Origin of the sequence: Bosea sp. AS-1, assembly GCF_002220095.1 — a bacterium.
Taxonomy (GTDB): Bacteria; Pseudomonadota; Alphaproteobacteria; order Rhizobiales; family Beijerinckiaceae; genus Allobosea.
Window position 1 is genome coordinate 1475111 of sequence record NZ_CP022372.1, and the last position, 21566, is coordinate 1496676.

Below are 21566 nucleotides of genomic sequence, written 5' to 3' on the forward strand. Positions count from 1 at the left end.
ATGCGGAGGCCAAAGCCTCCCGCCATCGATCGACCGTCGAGCGCAGCGGGGCGCCATGAACGATATGAGCAAGCTGTCGGTGGCGACGGATGCGGCGGCAAAGCCGCTCGCCATGCTGGCCGGCGAGAAAAGCCCGGAACTGCTGCGCGATGAAGTGCTGGCCGAGATCTTCGCGGCGACGGCCGCGGCACGGCCGGACCATACCGCCCTGACCGATGGTGCGCGCCGGCTGAGCTATGCCGAGGTCTGGGCTGCTGCCGGGAAGCAGGCGCGCGGCCTGCACCTTGCCGGCGTCGGGCCGGGCGACATGGTCGGTCTGTGGATGCCGCGCGGCATCGACCTGCTCATCGCCCAGATCGCGATCACGCGCGCGGGCGCAGCCTGGGTGCCGTTCGATGCGGAGGCGCCGGTCGAGCGCATCGCGACCTGCCTCAACGATGCGCAGGCCAAGGGCATCGTCACCTGCAGCGGCTGGGTCGCGCGCGCCGAGGAAACCGACCGCAAGGTCTGGACGCCGGATGCGCTGGCCGCAGGGGCGGACGATGTCGAGCCGCCGGCGCGGCCGGCCGGGCTGACCAAGGATCATCCCGCCTATCTGATCTACACCTCGGGCTCGACGGGCACACCCAAGGCCATCGTCATCAGCCATCGCAACATCTGCCATTTCCTGCGCTCCGGGAATGCCGTCTACGGCTTCGGCCCCGAGGATGTCGTCTTCCAGGGCGCCTCGGTCGCCTTCGACCTTTCGATGGAGGAGATCTGGACGCCCTATCTGGTCGGCGCGACCCTGTTCGTCGCCTCGCCGGAGATGATGGGCGATGCCGAGAAGCTGCCGGCGATCCTGAACGAGGCCGGCGTCACCATCATCGACACCGTGCCGACGCTGCTCGGCATCCTGCCATCGGATGTGCCCTCGCTGAGGCTGATCCTGCTCGGTGGCGAGGCTTTGCCGCCGGCGATCGTGCAGAAATGGTCGCGGCCGGGCCGGCGCATCCTGAACACCTACGGGCCTACCGAGGCCACGGTCGTCGCGACTGCGGCCGAGGTCGTGCCGGGCGAGACCGTGACGATCGGCAAGCCGATCCCCAACTATACCGCCTATGTCGTCAACGAAGAGCTGCGCCTCGTCCATCCGGGCGAGCAGGGCGAGCTGCTGATCGGTGGTCCCGGCGTCGCCAAGGGGTATCACGGGCGCCCGGAGCTGACGGCCGAGAAATTCATCGCCAATCCCTTCGGCGTCGCCGGTTCCGACGACCCGATCCTCTATCGCTCGGGCGACGCGGTCAGCCTAGACGGCAACGGCAACATCGTCTTCCACGGGCGCATCGACGACCAGATCAAGATCCGCGGCTTCCGCGTCGAGCTCGGCGAGATCGAGTCGAAGCTCGCAGACGAGCCGGGTGTGGCGCAGGCGGCGGTCGTGTTGCGCACCGATGACGGCATCGAGCGCCTGGTCGCCTTCGTGGTGCCGGAACCGGGTGTGGCGGTCGACGGGCCGGCTCTGCGCGCGGCTCTGCGCGAGAAGCTGCCGCCCTACATGGTGCCGGCGCATTTCGAGGCGGCTGGTTCGCTGCCGCGCATGGTCTCCGGCAAGGTCGACCGCAAGATGCTCAAGGCGGCGCCGTTGACGGCACCGAGCGCCGATGGCGAGCAGGAGCCGCCGCGCAATGCCACGGAAGCGGCGCTGCTCGAAGCCGCCAAGCGCGTGCTCGGCGCGGCGAGCCTGCCGCTGGAGGCCGATTTCTTCATGGATCTCGGCGGGCATTCGCTGCTCGCGGCCCGGTTCATCTCGATCGTCCGCGAGACGCCTGCCTATGCCGGCATCACGCTGCAGGACGTCTATGGCGCCCGCACGCTGAGGGCGATGGCCGAGCTCCTCGACGAGCGCGGCGCGGCCGCGACGGAGGACCTTTCCTTTACCCCGCCGCCCTTCCTGCGCCGCTTCCTCTGCGGGCTGGCGCAGGCGGCGGTGTTGCCGGTCATCATCGGGCTTTCGACCGCGCAGTGGCTCGGCGTCTTCGTCACCTACATGATCGTGTCGGGTGAGGATCTGTCACTCTTCGGCCAGATCGGGGCATTGCTCGGCATCTATGTCGCGATCATCGTGGTGACGGGGCTGATCGGCATCGCGCTGAAATGGCTCGTGCTGGGGCGCACCAAGCCGGGGGTCTATCCGCTCTGGGGCGTCTATTACTTCCGCTGGTGGTTCGCCGCGCGCGTCGCCAGCCTGGTCCATATCAAGTGGCTGCAGGGCACGCCCGTGATGCGCTTCTACTGGCGCCTGCTCGGCGCCAAGGTCGGGAGCGACGTCATCCTCTCCGATTACGAGGCCGGGGCGATCGACCTGATCGAGATCGGCGACGGCGCGAGCTTCGGCACCAAGACCACCTTCGCCAATGGCGAGGCGATCGGCGACAAGCTGGTGATCGGCCGCATCAGGATCGGCAAGGACGTCTCGGCCGGCGCCTCGGTCGTGTTCGGCCATGACAGCGTCGTCGGCGACCATGCCGAGATCGGCGACCTGACCGCCATCGCGCCCGGCACCCGGGTCGGTGAGGCCGAGATCTGGGACGGCTCGCCCGGCCGCAAGATCGGCATGGTCGATCTCGCGGCGCTGCCGCCGCAGGCCGAAGCCTCCCCGGCGCGGCGCGCGCTGATGACGGCCTTCTACGTCTTCATGCTGATCGTGCTGCCGCCGGTCAGCCTTTTGCCGATCTTCCCGGCCTTCTGGCTGTTCGACAAGATCGACTACTTCATCGCTGGCTGGACCGACATCAGCTATCTCTGGTTCCTGCCGATCCTGACGTGGCCGACTGCGATCGGACTCATCGCCTTCACCGTGCTGCTGATGGCGGGGCTGCGCTGGGCGATCCTGCCGCGGGTGACGAGCGGTTCCTATTCGATCCATTCCGGCTTCTACGCCCGCAAATGGACCGTGGCGCTGGCGACCGAGGTGACGCTGGAGACGCTCTCCTCGCTCTTCGCGACCATTTACATGCGCGCCTGGTACCGGCTGATGGGCGCCCGGATCGGGCGCGGGGCCGAGATCTCGACCAATCTGTCAGGCCGTTACGACGTCACCGGCATCGGCGCCGGCAACTTCATCGCCGACGAGGTCGTCTTCGGCGACGAGGAGATGCGCCGCGGCTATATGCGCCTCGATGAGACGCGCACCGGCGAGCAGGTCTTCGTCGGCAACGATGCCGTGGTGCCGCCGGGCAGCATCATCCCGGACCGGGTGCTGATCGGCATCAAGTCGAAGCCGCCGGCGAACGACCGCATGCAGCCCGGCGACACCTGGTTCGGCTCGCCGCCGATCAAGCTGCCGACTCGGCAGAAGGTCGATCTCGGTGCCGACTGGACCTACAAGCCCTCCTTTGCCAAGCAGTTCGGGCGTGGCGTCTTCGAGGCGCTGCACACCTCTTTCCCGGCGATGCTGTTCATCACCTTCGGCACGATCGCGGTCGATACGGTGCTGCAGCAGAAGATCAACGAGGGTGATTGGCTTGGCCTCGTCACCTCCTTCATGGGCGTCGCGGTCCTTATCGCGCTGGTGCAGGCGCTGATCTGCGCAGGCGTCAAATGGCTGATGATGGGCGTCTACAAGCCGGTGATGAAGCCGATGTGGTCGTGGTGGGCGATGCGCACCGAGGCGGTCGCCGTGATGTATTGGGGCCTTGGCGGCAAGGTGCTGTTCGACTATCTGCGCGGCACGCCGTTCCTGCCCTGGTTCCTGATGCTGTTCGGCGCGAAATACGGCAAGGGTGTCTGGCTCGACTCGACCGACATCACCGAGTTCGACTGCATCAAGGTCGGCGACTTCTGCACGATCAACGCCCATTCGGCGCTGCAGACCCATCTCTACGAGGATCGGGTGATGAAGGTCGGCCGGGTCCGGCTCGGCAAGGGCGTCTGCGTCGGCGCGGGCGCGACCGTGCTCTACGACACCCATGTCGGCGACTATGCGCAGATCGGACTGCTCACCGTGATCATGAAGGGCGAGAACCTGCCGGCACATACGCGCTGGGAAGGTGCGCCTGCGGTTCCGGCGAAAGCGCCCGCGCACTGACTGGCCTGGCGGCGCTCAGCCGGCCCGGCGCGCCATTCCGTTCGTCGGAGTGGCGCTGCCGAGGAGCGGGAGTGCCGCTTCCTCGGGACGCAGTTCGCGTACCGCGCCCTTGGGCAAGTCGCCGAGGTCGAGGCCCCCGATCTTGACGCGGACGAGGCGCAATACGTCGGCCCCTGCCGCTTCGACGATCCGTCGAATCTGCCGGTTGCGGCCCTCGTCGATCACCATCTCGACCCAGGCATTACGTTCGCCCTGGCGCAGCAGCTCAGCCGATTTGATCGTCAACACCTCGCCATCCGTGACGGCGCCTTGTCGCAGCCTCGTCATGAAGGGTTCGTCCGGCACCCGGTCGATCTGGACGTGATAGGTTTTCTCGACACCCGAGGCAGGATCGAGAATGCGCTGCGCCCAGCGCGTATCGTTGCTCATCAGCAGCAGGCCTTCGCTCGCCATGTCGAGCCGCCCAACAGGGGCGAGGTGGGGCAGCTCGAGGTCTCCGAGGCAGGAATAGACGGTCTGCCGGCCGTCCGGGTCGCTGGCCGTCGTCACCACGCCGCGCGGCTTGTTGAGCATGAGGTAGATGCGGCGTGCGGCCAAGACCGCCTCGCCGTCGACCTGCAAACGCACTCGTCTCGGATCGACGCGCAGCTCGGGATGACGGATGATACGGCCATCGACCGCGACACGCCCTTCCCGTGCCAGCTTCTCGGCCTGGGTGCGCGAACAATAGCCCAGCTTGGAGAGGGCGCGGGCGAGGCTGACGGTCGCCGTGGTGGTCGGGGCAGGGCGCCTGCGGAAGGGTTTCATGCGGGGCCTGGACATCGAGCGTCGACTGATCGCAGCTCCGCGATGATGCGGCGATGCTGACCTCGACAGACTCGCGCGGTTGCCGGGCTTCGCGCGCGAAGCCCTTGTTGAATTCGGAAAGGTGGCTTGGCCGGATGGCTCGCTGCCGCGACCGCGCGGGCTGGCGAGCCGATGCATCCCCGAAACCGCCGACAAGGCGGTTCGGGGCTAAAGTCCCGCGATGATGGGGCTCCCGGGGCGCCAGGAGCGCAAGGGGCAAGGGGGCTTGCGGCTCATGGTGGCGCTTGAAGCCGGTGCGGAGCGGCCTTGTCAATGGCCATGGCGGCCCGAGCGGGGTTTCGCCGCGCACCGATCCGGCTTAAGAGCCGGTACGAAACGCATCGGGCTCCCATGTCGCACAACAGCTTCGGCCATCTCTTCCGCGTCACCACCTTCGGCGAGAGCCATGGGCCTGCCATCGGCTGCGTCGTCGATGGCTGCCCGCCGCTGATCCCGCTGACGGAAGCCGACATCCAGGGCGATCTCGACCGACGCCGGCCGGGACAGTCCCGCTTCACCACGCAGCGCCAGGAGCCGGACCAGGTCCGCATCGTGTCCGGCGTCTTCGCGCGCGAGAGCGATGGCGTGCAGGTGACGACGGGCACCTCGATCGGGCTGATGATCGACAATGTCGACCAGCGCTCGAAGGATTATTCCGACATCAAGGACAAGTACCGGCCGGGCCACGCCGACTACACCTATGACGTCAAATACGGCATCCGCGACTATCGCGGCGGCGGGCGTTCATCGGCGCGCGAGACGGCGATGCGGGTCGCCGCCGGCGCCATCGCCCGCAAGGTCGTGCCGGGCATGGTCGTGCGCGGCGCGCTCGTCCAGATCGGCCCGCACAAGATCGACCGTGCCAACTGGGATTGGGAGGAGGTCGGCCGCAACCCCTTCTTCTGTCCGGATGCTAAAGCTGCCGCCTTCTTCGCCGATTACCTCGACGGCATTCGCAAGGCCGGCTCTTCGATCGGCGCCGTGCTGGAGATCGTGGCGGAAGGCGTGCCGCCCGGTCTTGGCGCGCCGATCTACAGCAAGCTCGATGCCGAGATCGCCGCGGCGCTGATGAGCATCAACGCGGTGAAGGGCGTCGAGATCGGCGAGGGCTTCGGCGCGGCCGAGCTCTCCGGCGAGGAGAATGCCGACGAGATGCGCGCCGGCAATGACGGGCGCCCGCTCTTCCTCTCCAACCATGCCGGTGGCATCCTGGGCGGCATCTCGACCGGCCAGCCGATCGTGGCGCGCTTCGCGGTGAAGCCGACCTCCTCGATCCTGGCGACGCGCGCCACCGTGACCCGGTCCGGCGGCGAGGCGGAGATGTTCACCAAGGGCCGTCACGACCCCTGCGTTGGCATCCGGGCCGTGCCGGTGGGCGAAGCGATGGTCGCCTGCGTTCTGGCGGATCAATATCTGCGCCATCGCGGCCAGGTGGGCGTCGTCGAGCCGCGCTGGCCGTTCCAGGAATAGGCTCGAGCTGGTTCGCAGGCCACGAAGGCAAACTTGCATTTCAGCAATACTGAAAATGCATCATCGCTTCATTGCGGATGAAGTGCCGGCGCATTAGCTTCTCCGGCATGAAGCTCGATGCCTGGCTCCGGCAGAACAAGATCGCGCGCAGCGCCTTCGCCAAGCAGGTCGGCCTGTCGCCGGCCAGCGTGACCGCGCTGTGCAACGATCCGGCCGCCTGGATCTCCCGCGAAAGCGCCGAGCGCATCGCTGCCGCCACGGGCGGCTCCGTCACCCCCAATGATTTCCTCGGCCTGTCCGGGCCGCGCGAGGCTGCCATGTCGAACAATGTCGCAGAGACCATCGAAGCCTTCGCCCGTGGCGAGATCGTCATCGTCACCGATGATGATGACCGCGAGAACGAGGGCGACCTCATCGTTGCCGCCTCGCTCTGCACGCCGGAGAAGATGGCCTTCATCATCCGCAACACCTGCGGCATCGTCTGCGCGCCGCTGACCGCGAGCGAGGCCCGGCGACTGCGGCTCGACCCGATGGTGTCTTCGAACGACGCTCCGCTCGGCACCGCCTTCACCATTACGGTCGACGTCAAGCACGGGCTGACCACCGGCATTTCGGCCGAACAGCGCACCAACACGGTTCGCGCGCTGGCCAACGGCAATATGGGCGCGGCCGATTTCGTTCGTCCCGGCCATGTCTTCCCGCTGATCGCCAAGGATGGCGGCGTGCTGATGCGCTCCGGCCATACGGAAGCTGCCGTCGACTTGTGCAAGCTCGCCGAGCTGCCGCAAGTCGGCGTGATCTGCGAACTCGCCAATGACGACGGCACGGTGATGAAGGGCCCGCAGATCACGGCCTTTGCCGAGAAGCACGGCCTCAAGCAGATCACGGTGGCGGATCTGATCGCCTATCGGCAGTCGCGCGAGAAGCTCGTCGAGCGGGTGCATTCCTTCCCGGTCAAGACCGCTTTCGGCGAGATGACGGGGCATGTCTATGTCACCCCCTTCGAGGACACGCAGCATTTCGCCTTCGTGATGGGCAAGCTCGGCGATGGCGAGAAGGTGCCGGCCCGGCTGCATCGTGCCGATGTTGTCTCCGACGTGCTGGGTGGGGCGGGCGCGATCCAGTGCGCGCTCCGGCGCTTCCAGCAGGAAGGGCGGGGCGTGCTGATCTATCTGCGCGACGGCACCGCCGGGGTGCCGATCAAGAGCGTCGACGAGGAAGGCTCGGATGCGCTGCGCAGCCAGCAATGGAGGGAGGTTGGCCTCGGCGCACAGATCCTGCGCGATCTCGGCGTCGCCTCGATCGTCAACCTCGCCTCCTCGCCGCGTTCCTTCGTGGGGCTGAGCGGCTTCGGCATCGAGATCGCCGAGACGCAGCCGCTGGAGTGAGCGGCGCTCAGAGCATGTCCGCGTTTCTCCGAAGCGCGGACATGCTCTGCCTTCTTGTATTCTCGCATTTTCTTCACGCGAACCGGTGTCCACTTCGCTCGAAAATGCGCTAGCTCCCCATCAGCGCGCCGACATGGGCGGCGGTCGACTTCGCCAATCCTTCGAGGTCGTAGCCGCCCTCCAATACCGAAACGAGGCGCCCGCCGGCGTGCCTGTCGGCGATTTCCATCAGCTTCCGGGTCGCCCAGGCGAAGTCGGCCTCGCGCAGGTTGATGTCGGCGAGCGGATCGCGCCAATGCGCATCGAAGCCGGCGGAAACGACGATCAGGTCCGGGCGGAACGCCATGACGCGCGGCAGGATGCCGATGTCGAAGGCGTCGCGGAATTCGTCCGAGCCGTCGCCGGCTGCGAGCGCGACGTTGACGATGGTGCCGTGGGTGCCCCGTTCCGAGGGAGCGCCGGTGCCGGGATAGAGCGGCATCTCGTGCACGGAGGCGTAGAGCACGCTCGGATCGCTCCAGAAGATATCCTGCGTGCCGTTGCCGTGGTGGACGTCCCAGTCGACGATGGCGACGCGCTCCGCCCCATGCTCCTTCTGGGCATGGCGGGCTGCGATGGCGGCGCTGTTGAAGAAGCAGAAGCCCATGGCGCGTTCGCGTTCGGCGTGATGGCCGGGCGGGCGCATGGCGCAGAAGGCGTTTCGCGCCTTGCCCGTCATCACCTCGTCCACGGCAAATGTGGCGCCGCCGATACCGCGCAGGGCCGCCTCGACCGTGCCGGGCGACAATGTCGTATCGGCGTCGAGATACACGAAGCCCTCCCGCGGGGAGGCATCGAGGATCGCCTGCACATAGGGCTCAGGATGGCAAAGCGTTACCTGCTCCAGCGTGCCGAGCGGCGCTTCGACCCGAATCAGCGGTGCGAACCGCTCGTCCTCGAGCGCGCGTTCCACGGCTCTCAGACGGTCAGGGCGCTCGGGATGGCCGATCGGCATGGCATGGAGCAGCCCGGCAGGATGGGTGATCAGCAGGGTCGTCAAAGGCAGTTCATCCAGTCGCGATGGCATTCAACAGTGAAACCGTGACCACTTTGCCACGCTGGCTGCGGGAGCATCCAGCGGCGGCGGAACAAGATTGCGCCATGCCGGTTTGGAGCCTAGTTCTGCGCAGGATCATCGCCTCCCGTGCCTTGCGGCTCCCTGCCGGCGATACGAAGCGTTAACGTTCGATTCATCATAAAGGCTGCCTTCGGGTCGCTCGGGTGGAGGCTATGAAAAAGACCGTCTTCGTCGCTCTGGCTGTGTCGGCGCTGCTGGGCGCATGCCAGTACAAGAGCGTGAGCGCTCCGACACTCTCGGCCCGCGATGCCGAATATATCGCGCTGGTCCCGAAGTACGACACCTATCTCCCGTATCTCCCCTACGAGATCGCCGACCCGACCGGTGAGCCGCCCGGGACGATCTATATCGATACCAAGCAGAAGTTCCTCTACCTCGTCCTGCCGAACCGGAAGGCGATCCGCTATGGTGTCGCGACCGGTGACGAGGCCTATGGCTGGACCGGCGAGGCCGTCATCCAGCGCAAGGCCGAGTGGCCGCGCTGGACCCCGCCAGCCGAGATGGTCAAGCGCTGGCCGCATCTGAAGCCCGTTGCGGGCGGCATGAATGGTGGCCCGGAGAATCCGCTGGGGGCGCGTGCGCTCTATCTCTACCAGAACGGTCACGACACGCTTTACCGCATTCACGGCACCAACGAGCCCGAGACGATCGGCCGTGCCGCCTCGTCCGGCTGCATCCGGATGCGGAACATCGACGTGATCGACCTGTTCAACCGCGTGCCGGTCGGCGCCAAGGTCGTCGTGGTCTGACGTTTCGCGCGATAGCGTTCTTCGATGGCGGGTGCCGGCCGGCACCCGCCATTTTTCGTTTAGGACGCCGGTAGGGCACAAAAAGACCGGCGGGAGATGACTCCGCGCCGGTCAGTTATTGGGTCTCGAAAGGGGAGGTTTCAGTCGTCGAAACCGTGGCGGAGAACGCTCGGCAGATCGGCCTTGCGTGCCTCGCCCGACTCTTTCAACGCATGAGGGTTCCGCCGGGTTCCGGCCGCAACCGCCTGAATCGCGATGGGGCGGAAACGCGATGCATAGGTCTCCCGCGCCGAAGCGTCGTGGAAGCCCTTCCGGGATTGCGTGTGGGAACGCGCGTTGAGATGAGTCATGGCTCCTGACTTCACTGATTGTCCGATGCCGGCCGGGTCTCGCTGGCCGACGAAAGCAGGCTGACGCCGAATCAGGACGGCCACGGGGCGCGATCGTGATTTGTTCGTGGCGTCCCGTGCGTCCTCGCCGCTTTTCGCCATATTGCTGAACACAACAAAAAAGAGCCGGGCGCAGTGCACCCGGCTCTTTCGTTCGTCGCGAGGGCGTGCGCCAGTCAGGCTGCCAGCAGCCCTTCCGCCTTGGCCCAGGCGAGGGTCTTGTCGAGGGCGCGTTCGCAGCGGTTGAACATCTCCTCGATCTCGGCCTCGTTGATGACCAGCGGCGGGCAGAAGGCGAGGCGGTCGCCCATGGCGCGGGTGATGAAGCCTTCCTGCAGCGCGAAGGAGACGGCCTTGGCACCGACGCCCTTCTTGGTCTCGAAAGGAGCCTTCGTGGCCTTGTCCTTGACCAGCTCGGCGCCGCCGATCAGGCCGACGCCGCGCGCCTCGCCGACGAGCGGATGCTCGGTCAGCTTGTTCAGGCGGCGCAGGAAGGTCGGTGCGACCTTGGCGACGTGGTCGACGATCTTCTCGCGCTGGTAGATCTCCAGCGTCTTGACCGCAATGGCGCAGCCGACCGGATGGCCGGCATAGGTGTTGCCATGGCCGAAGGTGCCGATCTTACGGCTCTGGTCGACCAGAACATCGTAGATCCTGTCGTTCATCATCACGGCGCTGAGCGGGAAATAGGCCGAGGTGATCTGCTTGGCGAGCGAGATCGAGTCGGCCGCCATGCCGTAGGTCTCGGTGCCGAACATTTTGCCGGTACGGCCGAAGCCGGTGATGACCTCGTCCGAGATGAAGAGGATGTCGTACTTCGCCAGGACGGCGTTGACCTTCTCGAAATAGCCGTCGGGCGGGGTGATCGCGCCGCCGGCGCCCATCACCGGCTCGGCGATGAAGGCGGCGACCGTATCCGGCCCCTCGCGCAGGATCATCTCTTCGAGCTCGGCAGCGAGGCGCGAGGAGAAGTCCTGCTCGCTCTCGCCGGGCTCGGCGAAGCGATAGTGATGCGGGCAGGAGGTGTGCAGGATGCCCGGCAGCGGCAGGTCGAAGTCGATATGGTTGTTGGGCAGTCCGGTCAGCGAAGCCGAGGCCACGGTGACACCATGATAGCCCTTGAGCCGCGAGATGATCTTCTTCTTCTGCGGGCGGCCGAGGGCGTTGTTGAGATACCAGACGATCTTCACCTGGGTGTCGTTCGCGTCGGAGCCGGAAGCACCGTAGAACACCTTCGAGATCGGAACCGGAGCGATCTCCTTCAGCTTCTCGGCGAGCTCGATCGCCGGGTCATGGCTGCGCCCGCCGAAGATGTGCGTGAAAGGCAGCTTCTTCATCTGCTCGGTGGCGGTGTCGATCAACTCCTGATTGGAGTAGCCGAGGCCGGTGCACCAGAGCCCCGCCATGCCCTCGATATATTCCTTGCCGGTGGTGTCGTAGACATAGATGCCCTTGCCGCTTTCCAGCACCAGCGGCCCGGTTTCGCGGTGGGTCGCGAGGTTGGTGTAGGGGTGGACGAGGGTCTCGATATCCCGGACGGCCAAATTGGTCAGCATGATGAGTGGCTCCGTTCCCTGTTCAAGATTCTTTCCACCTTAAGCCGATCTGCCCGCAAATGTTGAGCGATTTGAGCGCAGGGGGCGGCAGACTCTGCTGCAAGGCTCGCGAAATTGTAAGGGTACCTGTCGAGCCCCTGTCGTCTCAGCGCGCGACCGGCGGCGGGATGAAGCGGCCGCCGGCTTCCTCCAGCATGGCACCGACCGCTATGGCGGTGCGATCCTCGCCGAAGGGAGCGATGATCTGGACGCCGAGCGGCAGTCCATCTCGTGATTGCATCACCGGCGCGCAGAGCGCCGGCAGGTCGGCGCCGGTAGCGGGTGCGGCCCAGAGCAGGAAATCGAGATAGGGCCGCTCCTCGCCGTTCACGATCAGGCGGCGGGCATGGATGTCCGGCGCGTGATCGTGTGGGATCGCGGCGACAGGAGCGGGCGGGCAGAGCACGACGTCGTAGCGCTCGAAGAAGCGTGCCCATTGCCGCTTCTGGGCCAGCCGGCGTTGGGCGAGCTGGTGGTAGAAGCCAGGTGTCATCCGGGCGCCGCGGGCTTGCAGGGCCTGGTGCGAAAGATCGTTGGGGCTGAAGCGCGAAGCCTGGGCCTGGATGCGTGCACGGATCTTCGGCGGCAGGCCATAGGCGACGACGGCGTGGTTCAGCAGCGCATAGACCTCGAAGGCATCCGCGAAGCTGACCGAGGGCCGGGCTGTTTCGTCGACGATGGCGCCGGCCTCGGCCAGGCGGCGGGCGGCCTCGCGCACCGCGTCCGCGACCTCTCGATCGACCGGAGCGAAGGGATCGTCGGCCCAGAGCGCGACGCGCAGGCCCTTCGCGCTTCTGCAGCGTGGCTCGGGCAAGGTCGGGGCGGGGCGGACGGTGTCGCGCGGGCCGGCGAGGACCGGCAGGATGAGGTCGAGATCCTCGGCAGTGCGGGTGATCGGCCCCGCGACCATCAGGTCGACATTGCGCGCCGTGCGCCGCTCGGGCGGCGGCGGGATCGCACCCCAGGTCGAGACCAGCCCCCAGCTCGTCTTGAGGCCGAAGACGCCGCAGGCATGGGCGGGCCAGCGGATCGAGCTGCCGAGGTCGGAGCCGAGCTCGAAGGCGCTCATGCCGGCCGCGACCGCGACCGCCGCGCCGCCGGAGGAGCCGCCGGGCGAGCGGGTTTCGTCCCAGGGATTGTTGGTCACGCCATGAGCCGGGTTGTAGCTCTGGAAATCACCGGAGAAGACCGGGACATTGGTCTTGCCGCAAATGACGGCGCCGGCCGCCCGCAGCCGCGCGACGGCTGCGGCATCTTCCACCGGGACACGCTCGCGATAGGCCGGCAGGCCGCCGGAGGAGGGCAGACCTGCGACGTCGAAGGCGTCCTTGATCGTGATCGGAAGCCCTTCGAGCGGGCGGGCTGTGCCATTGGCGATGCGTTCGTCCGAGGCTTTCGCCATGGCGCGGGCCGCGTCGCGATCCTGCGCGACGATAGCGTTGAGGCGCGGGTTCAGCACGTCGATGCGAGCGAAGGTCGCTTCCAGCAACTCGGTGGCGTTGAAACGGTGGGCCAGTAGCGCCGCGCGCAACGCGGTCGCCGAGGCGGTCAGGTCGATGGCGGCGGGCATGGCGACCTCACTTCATGTCCGGCTCGGCATCGACGGCGCGGGCGAGATCGCGCCAGAGCACGATGAGCCGGTCGAGCTCGGAGAGTTCGGCAGGGGCGAGCTTGCCCAGCGTCTTCGCGACGAAATCCCGCTGGATGCCGATCCCCGCTTCCGCGAGGCGGCGGCCTTCTGCTGTCAGGTGCATGGCGTAGGAGCGCCGGTCGCCCGCGATGGCGCGGCGCTCGACCAGCCCGGCCTGCACCAGCCGGTCAACCAGCCCGGAAACATTGCCCTTGGTGACGTAGAGCCGCTCGGCCAACTCGCTCTGGCTGATGCCTTCCTGCTCGGTCAGCGTCGACAGCAGATCGAATTGCGGGATCGAAAGCCCGATCGTGCGGATGCGCAGCGTGATCTGGGTCAGCATGCGCTGGTGCAGCCGCATGACGCGGAACCAGACGCGGTCGGCCTCGGATGCGGCCTGCGGCACCGGCTTCTGTGCTGACAACTGGCGTCCTCCCCCGCAATTGACAGATCAGACCTAAACCATCTCGGTCCCGCGGGCGAGCCTTCGAAGGACTGACTTCACTTTCCGCCGCGGCCGTCGCTATCCTGCGTAAAACTGATGACGCCCGGGAGAAACGATCATGCTCGGCCTGATGCAGAACTGGCCCCTGCTGCTTCATCGCATCATCGACCACGCCGCGATCCAGCACGGCACCCGCGAAGTCGTCAGCCGCGCCGTCGAGGACGGGACGCTCAGGCGGCGCAGCTACCGGGAGATCCGGAGCCGGGCCCTGCGCGTGGCCAAGCGCCTCGAACGGGAAGGGATCAGGCTCGGCGATCGCGTCGCGACGCTTGCCTGGAACAGCGATCGCCATCTCGAGCTCTGGTACGGCATCAGCGGCATCGGCGCGATCACGCACACGGTCAATCCGCGGCTCTTCCCGGAGCAGATCGCGGGCATCGTCAACCATGCCGAAGATCGGTTGATGTTCCTCGACCTGACCTTCGTGCCGATGATCGAGGCCATTCAGGAGAAGCTGCCGAGCATCGCCCGCTATGTCGTCCTGACCGATGCCGGGCACATGCCGCAGACGGGCCTCAAGGGCGCCGTCGCCTATGAAGAATGGCTGGCCGAGGCCGACGACGATTTCGCCTGGGCGGCTGTCGACGAGAACACCGCGGCCGGGCTCTGCTACACCTCGGGCACGACAGGCGGGCCGAAGGGCGTGCTCTATTCGCACCGCTCGAACGTGCTGCACGCGCTCGCCTGCGCCGCGCCCGATTATATGGGCCTGTCGGCGCGCGATACGGTGATGCCGGTGGTGCCGCTGTTCCATGCCAATAGCTGGTCGCTCGCCTATTCGGCGCCGATGACCGGCGCGAAGCTGGTGATGCCCGGCGCGAAGCTCGACGGCCCTTCGCTGCATGAATTGCTGGAGGGGGAGGGCGTGACCATGACCGCGGCGGTGCCGACGGTCTGGCTCGGTCTCCTGCAGCATCTTGAGGCGACGAACGGCAAGCTCTCGACCCTGCAGCGTGTCGTCATCGGCGGCTCGGCCTGTCCGCGCGCAATGACCGAAACCTTCGAGCGCAAATACGGCGTCACCGTCGCGCATGCCTGGGGCATGACCGAGATGAGTCCGCTCGGTTCCTTCTGCTCGATGAAGCCGGTCTATGCCGGGCTTTCGGGCGATGCGCTCTACGATCTCAAGGTCAAGCAGGGGCATCCGCCCTTCACGGTCGAGTTCCGGCTCACCGACGATGCCGGGCAGGATCTGCCCTGGGATGCCAAGACCTTCGGCCGCCTCAAGGTGCGCGGGCCGGCGGTGGCGGGCGCGTACTACCGACGCGAGGAGGACATCCTCGACGATCAGGGCTTTTTCGATACCGGCGATGTCGCGACGATCTGCCCCGCCGGCTACATGCAGGTCACCGATCGCTCGAAGGACGTGATCAAGTCCGGGGGCGAGTGGATTTCCTCGATCGACCTGGAAAACCTCGCCGTTGGCCATCCCGACGTGGCGGAGGCGGCCGTGATCGGTGTCGCCCATCCGAAATGGGACGAGCGACCGCTCCTCGTGATCGTGCCGAAGGCGGGACGCACGCCGAGCAAGGAGGAGATGCTCGCCTTCATGACCGGTAAGATCGCAAAATGGTGGCTGCCGGACGATGTCGTGCTGGTCGAGGCCATTCCGCATACCGCGACCGGCAAGATCCAGAAGACGGTGCTGCGCGAGATGTTCAAGGACTACCACCTGCCGGGCTGAGGTCGGCGGGCTTGCCTTTGCGCGCAGTTCAGCGGCACCTTGTCCTGCAATGCATCGTCGTCTCGTCTTCGAGGAACCGGTTTCGCGGGCCGCTATCTGGAGCCGCCGGCTGGCGTGGTTCTCGGTGGTGGTGCTGGCACTGTCGCTCCTGCTCGTCCGGCTGCGCGAGCCCAGCATCGAAGGGCTGGCGCCGGTCGCTGGAGCCTATCTCTTCGTGCTGCTGGCGCTGGGACTCGCGTTCCTTGCCTTCGTCCGCATCTGGCAGAAGGGGCATCGCGGCGTCGGCATGGCGGCCGGTGCGCTTGCGCTCTGCCTGATCCTTCTCGCCCCGGCAGGCTATGTCGGCTTCATGCTGGCGACGCGGCCGGCGCTTGCCGACATCTCGACCGATATCGACGATCCTCCGGCCTTCAGCCGATCGATGGCAGCGCTGACGGCGCGGGACGGGCGCGTCCCGCCCGATATCGCGCCGCAGCAGCGGCGCCTGCAACGGCAGGCCTATCCGAAGATTGCGCCGATCGTCCTCGAGCAACCAGCCGATGCCGCCTTCGATCTGGCACGCAAGGCCGCGACGGCGCTCGGCTGGCAGGTCCTGGAAACCTCGCGACCCGGCGGCCGCAGTGGCGCGGGGCGTATCGAGGCCGTGGCGCGCGGGCGGGTCCTGCGTTTTTCGGAGGACATCACCATCCGGGTGAAGCCGCGTGTCGACGGCAGCCGCATCGATATCCGTTCGGCTTCGCGCATCGGCAGCCACGACCTCGGCGCCAATGCCAAGCGCGTCACCGCCTTCGCCGACGAAATCGACCTGCTGCTCGAACGATAGGCTTGGGTCCGTCAGGTGAGGCGATAGCGGCTCGTCAGGGCCGGGATGGCATCGCTCGCGGCCACGAGCCCGCGCGCCACGAGATCCTCGAGCTGGGCGAGGACGGATAGCGCCGCCGCGCCGTGCAAGGCGGGCGCCAAGCCCTGATAGATCACCGGCACCATGGCCGCGATCGTCTCGTCGCCGGCACCGATGCGGTTGAGCACAGCGGCCTCGCGCTGGCGGCGATGCTGGACGAGGCCGCGCAGGAAGCGCTGCGGCTCGGCCACCGGGCCGCCATGACCCGGCCGGTAGAGCCTGTGATCGAGGCCGCGCAGCTTCTCGATCGAGGCCATATAGGCGGCCATGGAGCCGTCCGGCGGGGCGACGATCGAGGTCGACCAGGCCATGACGTGGTCGCCGGAGAACAGCGTCTCCTCTTCCGCCAGCGTGTAGGCGAGGTGGTTCGCGGTGTGCCCCGGTGTCTCGACCGCGCGCAGGCTCCAGCCCGGTCCGGAGACCGTGTCGCCGTCCCGCATCCGCCAGTCGGGCACGAAGTCGCTGTCGGCAGCGGCGTCCAGCACCCGGCCCTCGCCGGGGCCGAGCTCGCGCGAGGGGCGGTGCGGCCCGCAGCCCACGACACGGGCGCCTGTCGCCGCCTGCAGGGCCGGGACGGCCGGGGAATGGTCGCGATGGGTGTGGGTGACGACGATGTGGCTCACTGTCTCGCCGGCGACCGCCGCGAGCAGGCGCGTCACATGATCGGCGTCATCCGGGCCCGGATCGATGATCGCGACCGTGCCGCGGCCGACGATGTAGCTGCAGGTGCCGGTAAAGGTCATCGGCCCGCCATTGCCGGCGATGACACGGCGCACGAGCGGGGAGAGGTCCGTGACCTCTCCCGCCGGAGTCGTCTGGCTTCTGTCGAATTCGATGTCGTCGCTCATGGTCCGATCCTGCACCGACGAGGCGCCTTCGTCAGCCTCGGGTTCCGCCGGGCGGGTCTGCGTGGTCGCGTGGTCACGCCCGGCTTGTGGCGCTTTGCCGCATTTTCTATAGACGGGGAAGCGGTCGCGCGGCGCGGCCTTACGCAAGACAGGACGGTATCCCATGGCCGACATGCTTCCCCTGCAGGCTTCGACCCTGGTCGGCGAGATTTTCCCGGCCGCCAAGCCGCGTTCCGCCGTGCTGCGCAACATCGCTCTGGCCGTTGCCGGCAGCCTGCTCATGGTTGCGGCCGCGAAGATCAAAGTTCCGTTCTGGCCGGTGCCGATGACCCTGCAGACACTGGCGGTGCTCGCCCTCGGCGCGGCCTATGGCGCGCGGCTCGGCGCGGCGACGATGGCGCTCTACATCGCCTATGGGCTGGCGGGCCTGCCCGTCTTCACCAACACGCCGCCGGTCGCTGCCGGGCCGCTCTATCTCGCAGGCCCCACCGGCGGCTTCATCCTCGGCTTCGTCGCCGCTGCGGCGATCGCGGGCTGGGCGGCCGCGCGTGGCGCGTCGCTCGTCAGGCTGGTCGGTGGCCTGCTGCTGGCCGATCTCGTGCTGATGACCATCGGCTGCCTCTGGCTCGCCTTCGGCGCGCAGATGGCCGGCGGCGCGACGGGCGTCGGCTTCGCCAAGGCGTTCGCCTATGGCGTGCAACCCTTCCTGCTGGGTGAGGCGCTCAAGACGGCACTCGCCGCTTGTCTGGCGGGCGCTGGCTGGTCGCTGCTTGGCCGACGCGGCTGAGAACAGATTTCTCCTCTCCGATACAAAAAAGGCCGGGGCGATCGCCCCGGCCTTTTTCGCGTTCAGCTCATGGCAGCCTCGTCGGCAGGCATGAAGCCGCCGCGTTACTTGCTCGGTTCGCTTCCGCCGCAGCTCTTCGTGCCCGACAGGCCGAAGAAGGGGCCGAAATTGCCGCATTTATCGCAGCCCGACAGGGCGAAACCCAGCCCCAGCAGGACGGCGAGAAGGGTGATGCGCTTCATGGAATTCGACGGCTCCGATTCATGCGAGCCGCGATCCTAGTGCATCGGTCCGAAAAGTGGAGCGCGGTTTTCGAGAACGCCGAGGCGGCCTGGCTTCGAGATGCGCTCAGAGGCCACTCGCGAGCCAGCCGAGAATGCTCGCGGCCGACACCGCGAACAGGGCGATCACGGCTTTCGCGTCGCTGGGCCAATGGCGCATCATGCTTCGTCTCCGATCCTGGGAGACGTCGCAATAGTCATGCCATTTAACGAAGCGGTGACAGACGGCAGAGAGCGTTCGGCTGCGGATCCCAGACGGAATCGCCTAAGGTGCAGCTCCAATGGAGCCACGCTCTCGTCGTGAAAGGAACCGGAACATCATGGCCCTGACCATCGGCATGGTCGCTCATGACCGCAAGAAGCCGGATCTCGCCGCCTGGGCGCAGGAGCATCTCGACCTGATCGCCCGGCACAAGGTCGTGGCGACGGCGACGACGGGCTTGGTGCTGCAGCGCGCCTTGCCGGACTTGCCGATCAGGCTGGTGAAAAGCGGCCCGCTCGGCGGCGACCAGCAGATCGGCGCGATGATCGCCCAGGGCGAACTCGACGTCCTGCTGTTCTTCCCCGATCCGCTGGAGGCGCAACCGCACGATGTCGACGTAAAGGCGCTGCTGCGGCTGGTGCTCGTCTACGACATTCCTGCTGCATTCAGCCCCCGGACCGCGACCGCGTTGGCGCGCTCCGGCCTGTTCGGGGACTGACGTCATCGCAAGGACGAGCCGGAACGGTGCCTCGCGGCGCTCCGGCCTGAAGTTCCCGGTCAGTAGCGCGGGCGGCCGTAGTAGCCGCGATGATGGCCGTAGCCCGGGCGCGGGCCGTAGCCATAGCCATAGCCGGGCCGCGGCCCATAGCCATGGCGCGGGCCATAGCCTCCCCGGTAGCCATTCTGCCGGTCGATGCTGTCCTGAATGATCATCATGCGGCGCATCTTCGCGGCGCTGGCTGTGAATTCGGCGGGCTGCTCGTCCAGGTGACGGGCAACCGCGGCAGGCACGGCTTCGCTCGCGCCGGCCGGCGTCGTCAATACGGTCAGCGTGCTGACGACCGACAGAGAGCCAATAAGGCCGAGAACAGCAAAAATCTTCATATCAAAACCTCAAATCGAGCTGTTTGCACGCGCATCTCAAGCGCTCTGGCATCGAGATAGCTGCAGCGTGCGGGAAGGCCTCATCGTGGTCTTGAAAAGGTTGCGGAGAGGTTGCGGGCTGCGAATCGCGTTCCGAACGACGCGAGCAGTGCCGATGCCGCAGCGAGAGCTGGCAGCATTGTTGACGTGGAGCGTGAAGGGCGGCCGTGGCGCTGAGAGCTGGCGGGGTTGGCCGTAATCGTTGCCCGAAAAAGAAAAAGGCCCGAACGGGCCATTTCTCTAACGTCTTGGCATGTCTCGGGAAATTTTGGTCGGAGTGGCAGGATTTGAACCTGCGACCCCCTCGTCCCGAACGAGGTGCTCTACCAGGCTGAGCCACACTCCGATCAACTGGTGGCCGGCTTATAGCCAGCACCGCGCCGCGGCGCAACAGGCTGTTTGCATGTTTCCGGCGGAAATCTTTCAAGGGGCTTCGACGGCACTGCGCAAGCCCCGCCAAGGCTGTTGCGCCGCGCGGCAGCGCGTTCTAGAAGGCGCGACGCATTGGGGCGTCGCCAAGTGGTAAGGCAGCGGTTTTTGGTACCGCCATTCGGAGGTTCGAATCCTCCCGCCCCAGCGATCTTCCTTTAAATCTCAGATTTCCTGCCCCCACGGGATCGGCGACGCGACCTGCCCTTGCGGCCGCAAGGCCGACATCACCCTGGCGTGCCATCACAGCCGCGACGCCTGAGCATGCACGGACCCACGCAGAGTTCGTCACAAACACTGAAAAGATCTGCCAAGCAGCCTGTGGGGCCGCCAACTGATCGTGCCAGGTCGGCGGCTGCGGGTCCGACTGTCTCGCACAGGACATTCATCGAGGCTCAGCGGCGTGAATCACTTTGGGGAATGGGCGGACTGTCCTCCCCAACGTTGCTGCCGGGCGGCGAACCGTCGAGCAGTGCTTTCCCTTGCCGCGAAAGCTGTATGGCCGCTCGGTGGATGCCGTGCGCCGTATTCGCGCCTTATTCGTCCCACTAAAAATAAGTCATACTGAGTCAATACCTTGCAAAGCCATCGCTGAATTTGAGGTCGCGTTTTCGATCGGAGGGTAATGTCAAATTTATCGTGCGTTTTCCTGCCCACAACAATCCTTCAAAAATCGAAATAATACCAAAATGAATCCGGACTGTTCCCGAAATACGCGTTGCTGACTGAGGAGAAGATACGTGATTGCCGTTGCCGACGCTCCGCTTCTTGACGGCACCCGATGCCTGATCATGGGCGGCGGCGGCTTTCTGGGTGTCCATCTGGCCAATGCGCTCGCCCGCCAGGGCGCCGTGGTGCGCGCCTTCGGACGCCTGCCGGTCGACCCGCAAGACCTGGATGAACGGGTTCACTGGAGCAGCGGTCGTTTCGAGGATCCGGCAGCGGTCGCGGAGGCTGCCCAAGGGCAGGAGATCGCCTTCCATCTTCTGAGCAGTTCGGTGCCGGGGAGCCCCGGTCAATCCCCCGCGAGCGATCTCGAAACCAACGTCCTCGGCACGTTGCGATTCCTGGATATCTGCAACACCGCTGCGATCAGGAGAGTTGTCTTCGCATCGTCCGGCGGCACGGTCTACGGTCCGGCGGGAAGCCGTCCGATCCCGGAAACCGCGGCGACCCATCCGATATCCGCCTACGGTGTCGGCAAGCTCGCGATCGAAAAATACCTCGGCCTGTATCACCACCTCTACGGGCTCGAATACGTCGCCTTGCGCATCGCCAACGCCTACGGACCGCGGCAATCCGTCCTGAAGCGGCAGGGTGTCGTCGCGGCGATGCTCGATCATGCCCTTTCCGGCAAGCCGCTCGAAATCTGGGGCAACGGCGAGGTCATCCGCGACTTCATTCACATCGACGATGTGGCGTCGGCCTTCCTCTGGGCTGCGACCTATGACGGCCCGCATCGCGTCATGAATGTCGGATCGGGGATCGGACTGAGCATCAACCAGGTAGCGAGCGACATCCAGGTCGTCACAGGGGTCCCCGACCTGCCGAGACATTACCGGGCGGGCCGGACTGCCGATGTGCCGGCCAATATCCTCGACATCTCGCTGATCACCCAGGAGACGCCCTGGCGGCCGAGGCGTGGCTGGATCGACGGCCTGCAGAACACCGCCCAGTGGATGGCGGCCAAAAGGCGGATACCGCTTTCCAGCGCGTCAGGGCACCGAAACAGCGCGGGAGCAGGGTGACGGG

At 66.5% G+C, this 21566-nt stretch carries 18 protein-coding genes and 2 tRNA genes; 10 read left to right on the forward strand and 10 right to left on the reverse strand.

The genetic code is table 11. The features are described from left to right. The first annotated feature begins 55 nt into the window (after positions 1-55). Positions 56-4069, forward strand: coding sequence for a Pls/PosA family non-ribosomal peptide synthetase (locus tag CE453_RS08640; RefSeq protein ID WP_089174215.1), 4014 nt, complete (start codon positions 56-58; stop codon positions 4067-4069). Between the two features lie 15 nt (positions 4070-4084). Here the strand turns inward: CE453_RS08640 and CE453_RS08645 are convergent, their stop codons facing one another. Beyond that, positions 4085-4876 carry a pseudouridine synthase gene (locus tag CE453_RS08645; protein WP_248308004.1) on the reverse strand — a complete coding sequence of 264 codons (792 nt, stop codon included), beginning with the start codon at positions 4874-4876 and terminating at the stop codon, positions 4085-4087. 390 nt (positions 4877-5266) lie between these two features. Here CE453_RS08645 and aroC point away from each other — a divergent pair, with 390 nt between their 5' ends. After that, positions 5267-6385 (forward strand): chorismate synthase, encoded by a 1119-nt coding sequence (gene aroC / locus CE453_RS08650; RefSeq protein ID WP_089174217.1) that lies wholly within the window; start codon positions 5267-5269, stop codon positions 6383-6385. A gap of 107 nt (positions 6386-6492) precedes the next feature. Further along, entirely contained in the window at positions 6493-7773 is a 1281-nt protein-coding gene (gene ribB, locus CE453_RS08655; RefSeq protein WP_089174218.1) for a 3,4-dihydroxy-2-butanone-4-phosphate synthase, read from the forward strand. A gap of 109 nt (positions 7774-7882) precedes the next feature. Here the strand turns inward: ribB and CE453_RS08660 are convergent, their stop codons facing one another. Beyond that, positions 7883-8812 carry a histone deacetylase family protein gene (locus CE453_RS08660; RefSeq protein WP_089174219.1) on the reverse strand — a complete coding sequence of 310 codons (930 nt, stop codon included), beginning with the start codon at positions 8810-8812 and terminating at the stop codon, positions 7883-7885. A gap of 230 nt (positions 8813-9042) precedes the next feature. On the opposite strand from CE453_RS08660, the gene CE453_RS08665 reads away from it, so the two are divergent. Further along, a complete protein-coding gene (locus CE453_RS08665; protein WP_089174220.1) occupies positions 9043-9639 on the forward strand; it encodes a L,D-transpeptidase in 597 nt (198 codons plus the stop codon). Positions 9640-9779: 140 nt separating this feature from the next. On the opposite strand, the gene CE453_RS08670 is transcribed toward CE453_RS08665, so the two are convergent. The 4 genes from CE453_RS08670 to CE453_RS08685 form a co-directional block, all read right to left on the reverse strand. Continuing rightward, on the reverse strand, positions 9780-10073 hold the full coding sequence (locus tag CE453_RS08670) for a hypothetical protein (RefSeq protein ID WP_157732953.1): 294 nt from the start codon (positions 10071-10073) through the stop codon (positions 9780-9782). Between the two features lie 131 nt (positions 10074-10204). Then, positions 10205-11584: an aspartate aminotransferase family protein gene (locus tag CE453_RS08675; protein ID WP_089174222.1), complete on the reverse strand. Its 1380-nt coding sequence runs from the start codon at positions 11582-11584 to the stop codon at positions 10205-10207. 145 nt (positions 11585-11729) lie between these two features. Continuing rightward, on the reverse strand, positions 11730-13193 hold the full coding sequence (locus tag CE453_RS08680) for an amidase (protein ID WP_089174223.1): 1464 nt from the start codon (positions 13191-13193) through the stop codon (positions 11730-11732). 7 nt (positions 13194-13200) lie between these two features. Then, a complete protein-coding gene (locus CE453_RS08685; protein ID WP_198302297.1) occupies positions 13201-13677 on the reverse strand; it encodes a MarR family winged helix-turn-helix transcriptional regulator in 477 nt (158 codons plus the stop codon). A 139-nt stretch (positions 13678-13816) separates the two neighbouring features. Between CE453_RS08685 and CE453_RS08690 the strand changes: the two genes are divergently transcribed. Both CE453_RS08690 and CE453_RS08695 read left to right on the forward strand, forming a co-directional pair. Beyond that, the gene (locus CE453_RS08690) at positions 13817-15442 is read left to right on the forward strand and encodes a long-chain-fatty-acid--CoA ligase (RefSeq protein ID WP_089174224.1); all 1626 of its coding nucleotides are present in this window, start codon (positions 13817-13819) and stop codon (positions 15440-15442) included. A gap of 49 nt (positions 15443-15491) precedes the next feature. Next, complete coding sequence (locus tag CE453_RS08695; RefSeq protein ID WP_089174225.1) at positions 15492-16265, forward strand: DUF1499 domain-containing protein; 774 nt, start codon at positions 15492-15494, stop codon at positions 16263-16265. A gap of 11 nt (positions 16266-16276) precedes the next feature. Here CE453_RS08695 and CE453_RS08700 read toward each other — a convergent pair whose 3' ends face one another. Beyond that, the gene (locus CE453_RS08700) at positions 16277-17191 is read right to left on the reverse strand and encodes an MBL fold metallo-hydrolase (RefSeq protein ID WP_089177789.1); all 915 of its coding nucleotides are present in this window, start codon (positions 17189-17191) and stop codon (positions 16277-16279) included. A gap of 163 nt (positions 17192-17354) precedes the next feature. Between CE453_RS08700 and CE453_RS08705 the strand changes: the two genes are divergently transcribed. Beyond that, on the forward strand, positions 17355-17978 hold the full coding sequence (locus CE453_RS08705) for a biotin transporter BioY (RefSeq protein ID WP_089174226.1): 624 nt from the start codon (positions 17355-17357) through the stop codon (positions 17976-17978). Positions 17979-18082: 104 nt separating this feature from the next. Here the strand turns inward: CE453_RS08705 and CE453_RS28495 are convergent, their stop codons facing one another. Beyond that, positions 18083-18220 carry a hypothetical protein gene (locus CE453_RS28495; RefSeq protein ID WP_157732954.1) on the reverse strand — a complete coding sequence of 46 codons (138 nt, stop codon included), beginning with the start codon at positions 18218-18220 and terminating at the stop codon, positions 18083-18085. A gap of 359 nt (positions 18221-18579) precedes the next feature. On the opposite strand from CE453_RS28495, the gene CE453_RS08710 reads away from it, so the two are divergent. Further along, positions 18580-18960 carry a methylglyoxal synthase gene (locus tag CE453_RS08710; RefSeq protein ID WP_089174227.1) on the forward strand — a complete coding sequence of 127 codons (381 nt, stop codon included), beginning with the start codon at positions 18580-18582 and terminating at the stop codon, positions 18958-18960. Positions 18961-19019: 59 nt separating this feature from the next. Here the strand turns inward: CE453_RS08710 and CE453_RS08715 are convergent, their stop codons facing one another. Both CE453_RS08715 and CE453_RS08720 read right to left on the reverse strand, forming a co-directional pair. Beyond that, complete coding sequence (locus tag CE453_RS08715) at positions 19020-19346, reverse strand: hypothetical protein (RefSeq protein WP_089174228.1); 327 nt, start codon at positions 19344-19346, stop codon at positions 19020-19022. Positions 19347-19654: 308 nt separating this feature from the next. After that, positions 19655-19731: transfer RNA gene (locus CE453_RS08720), tRNA-Pro, on the reverse strand. 159 nt (positions 19732-19890) lie between these two features. Here CE453_RS08720 and CE453_RS08725 point away from each other — a divergent pair. Together CE453_RS08725 and CE453_RS08730 are read left to right on the forward strand one after the other, a co-directional pair. Further along, positions 19891-19962 (forward strand) — tRNA-Gln (locus CE453_RS08725). Positions 19963-20554: 592 nt separating this feature from the next. Then, entirely contained in the window at positions 20555-21562 is a 1008-nt protein-coding gene (locus tag CE453_RS08730; RefSeq protein WP_089174229.1) for an NAD-dependent epimerase/dehydratase family protein, read from the forward strand. The last annotated feature ends 4 nt before the right edge of the window (positions 21563-21566 follow it).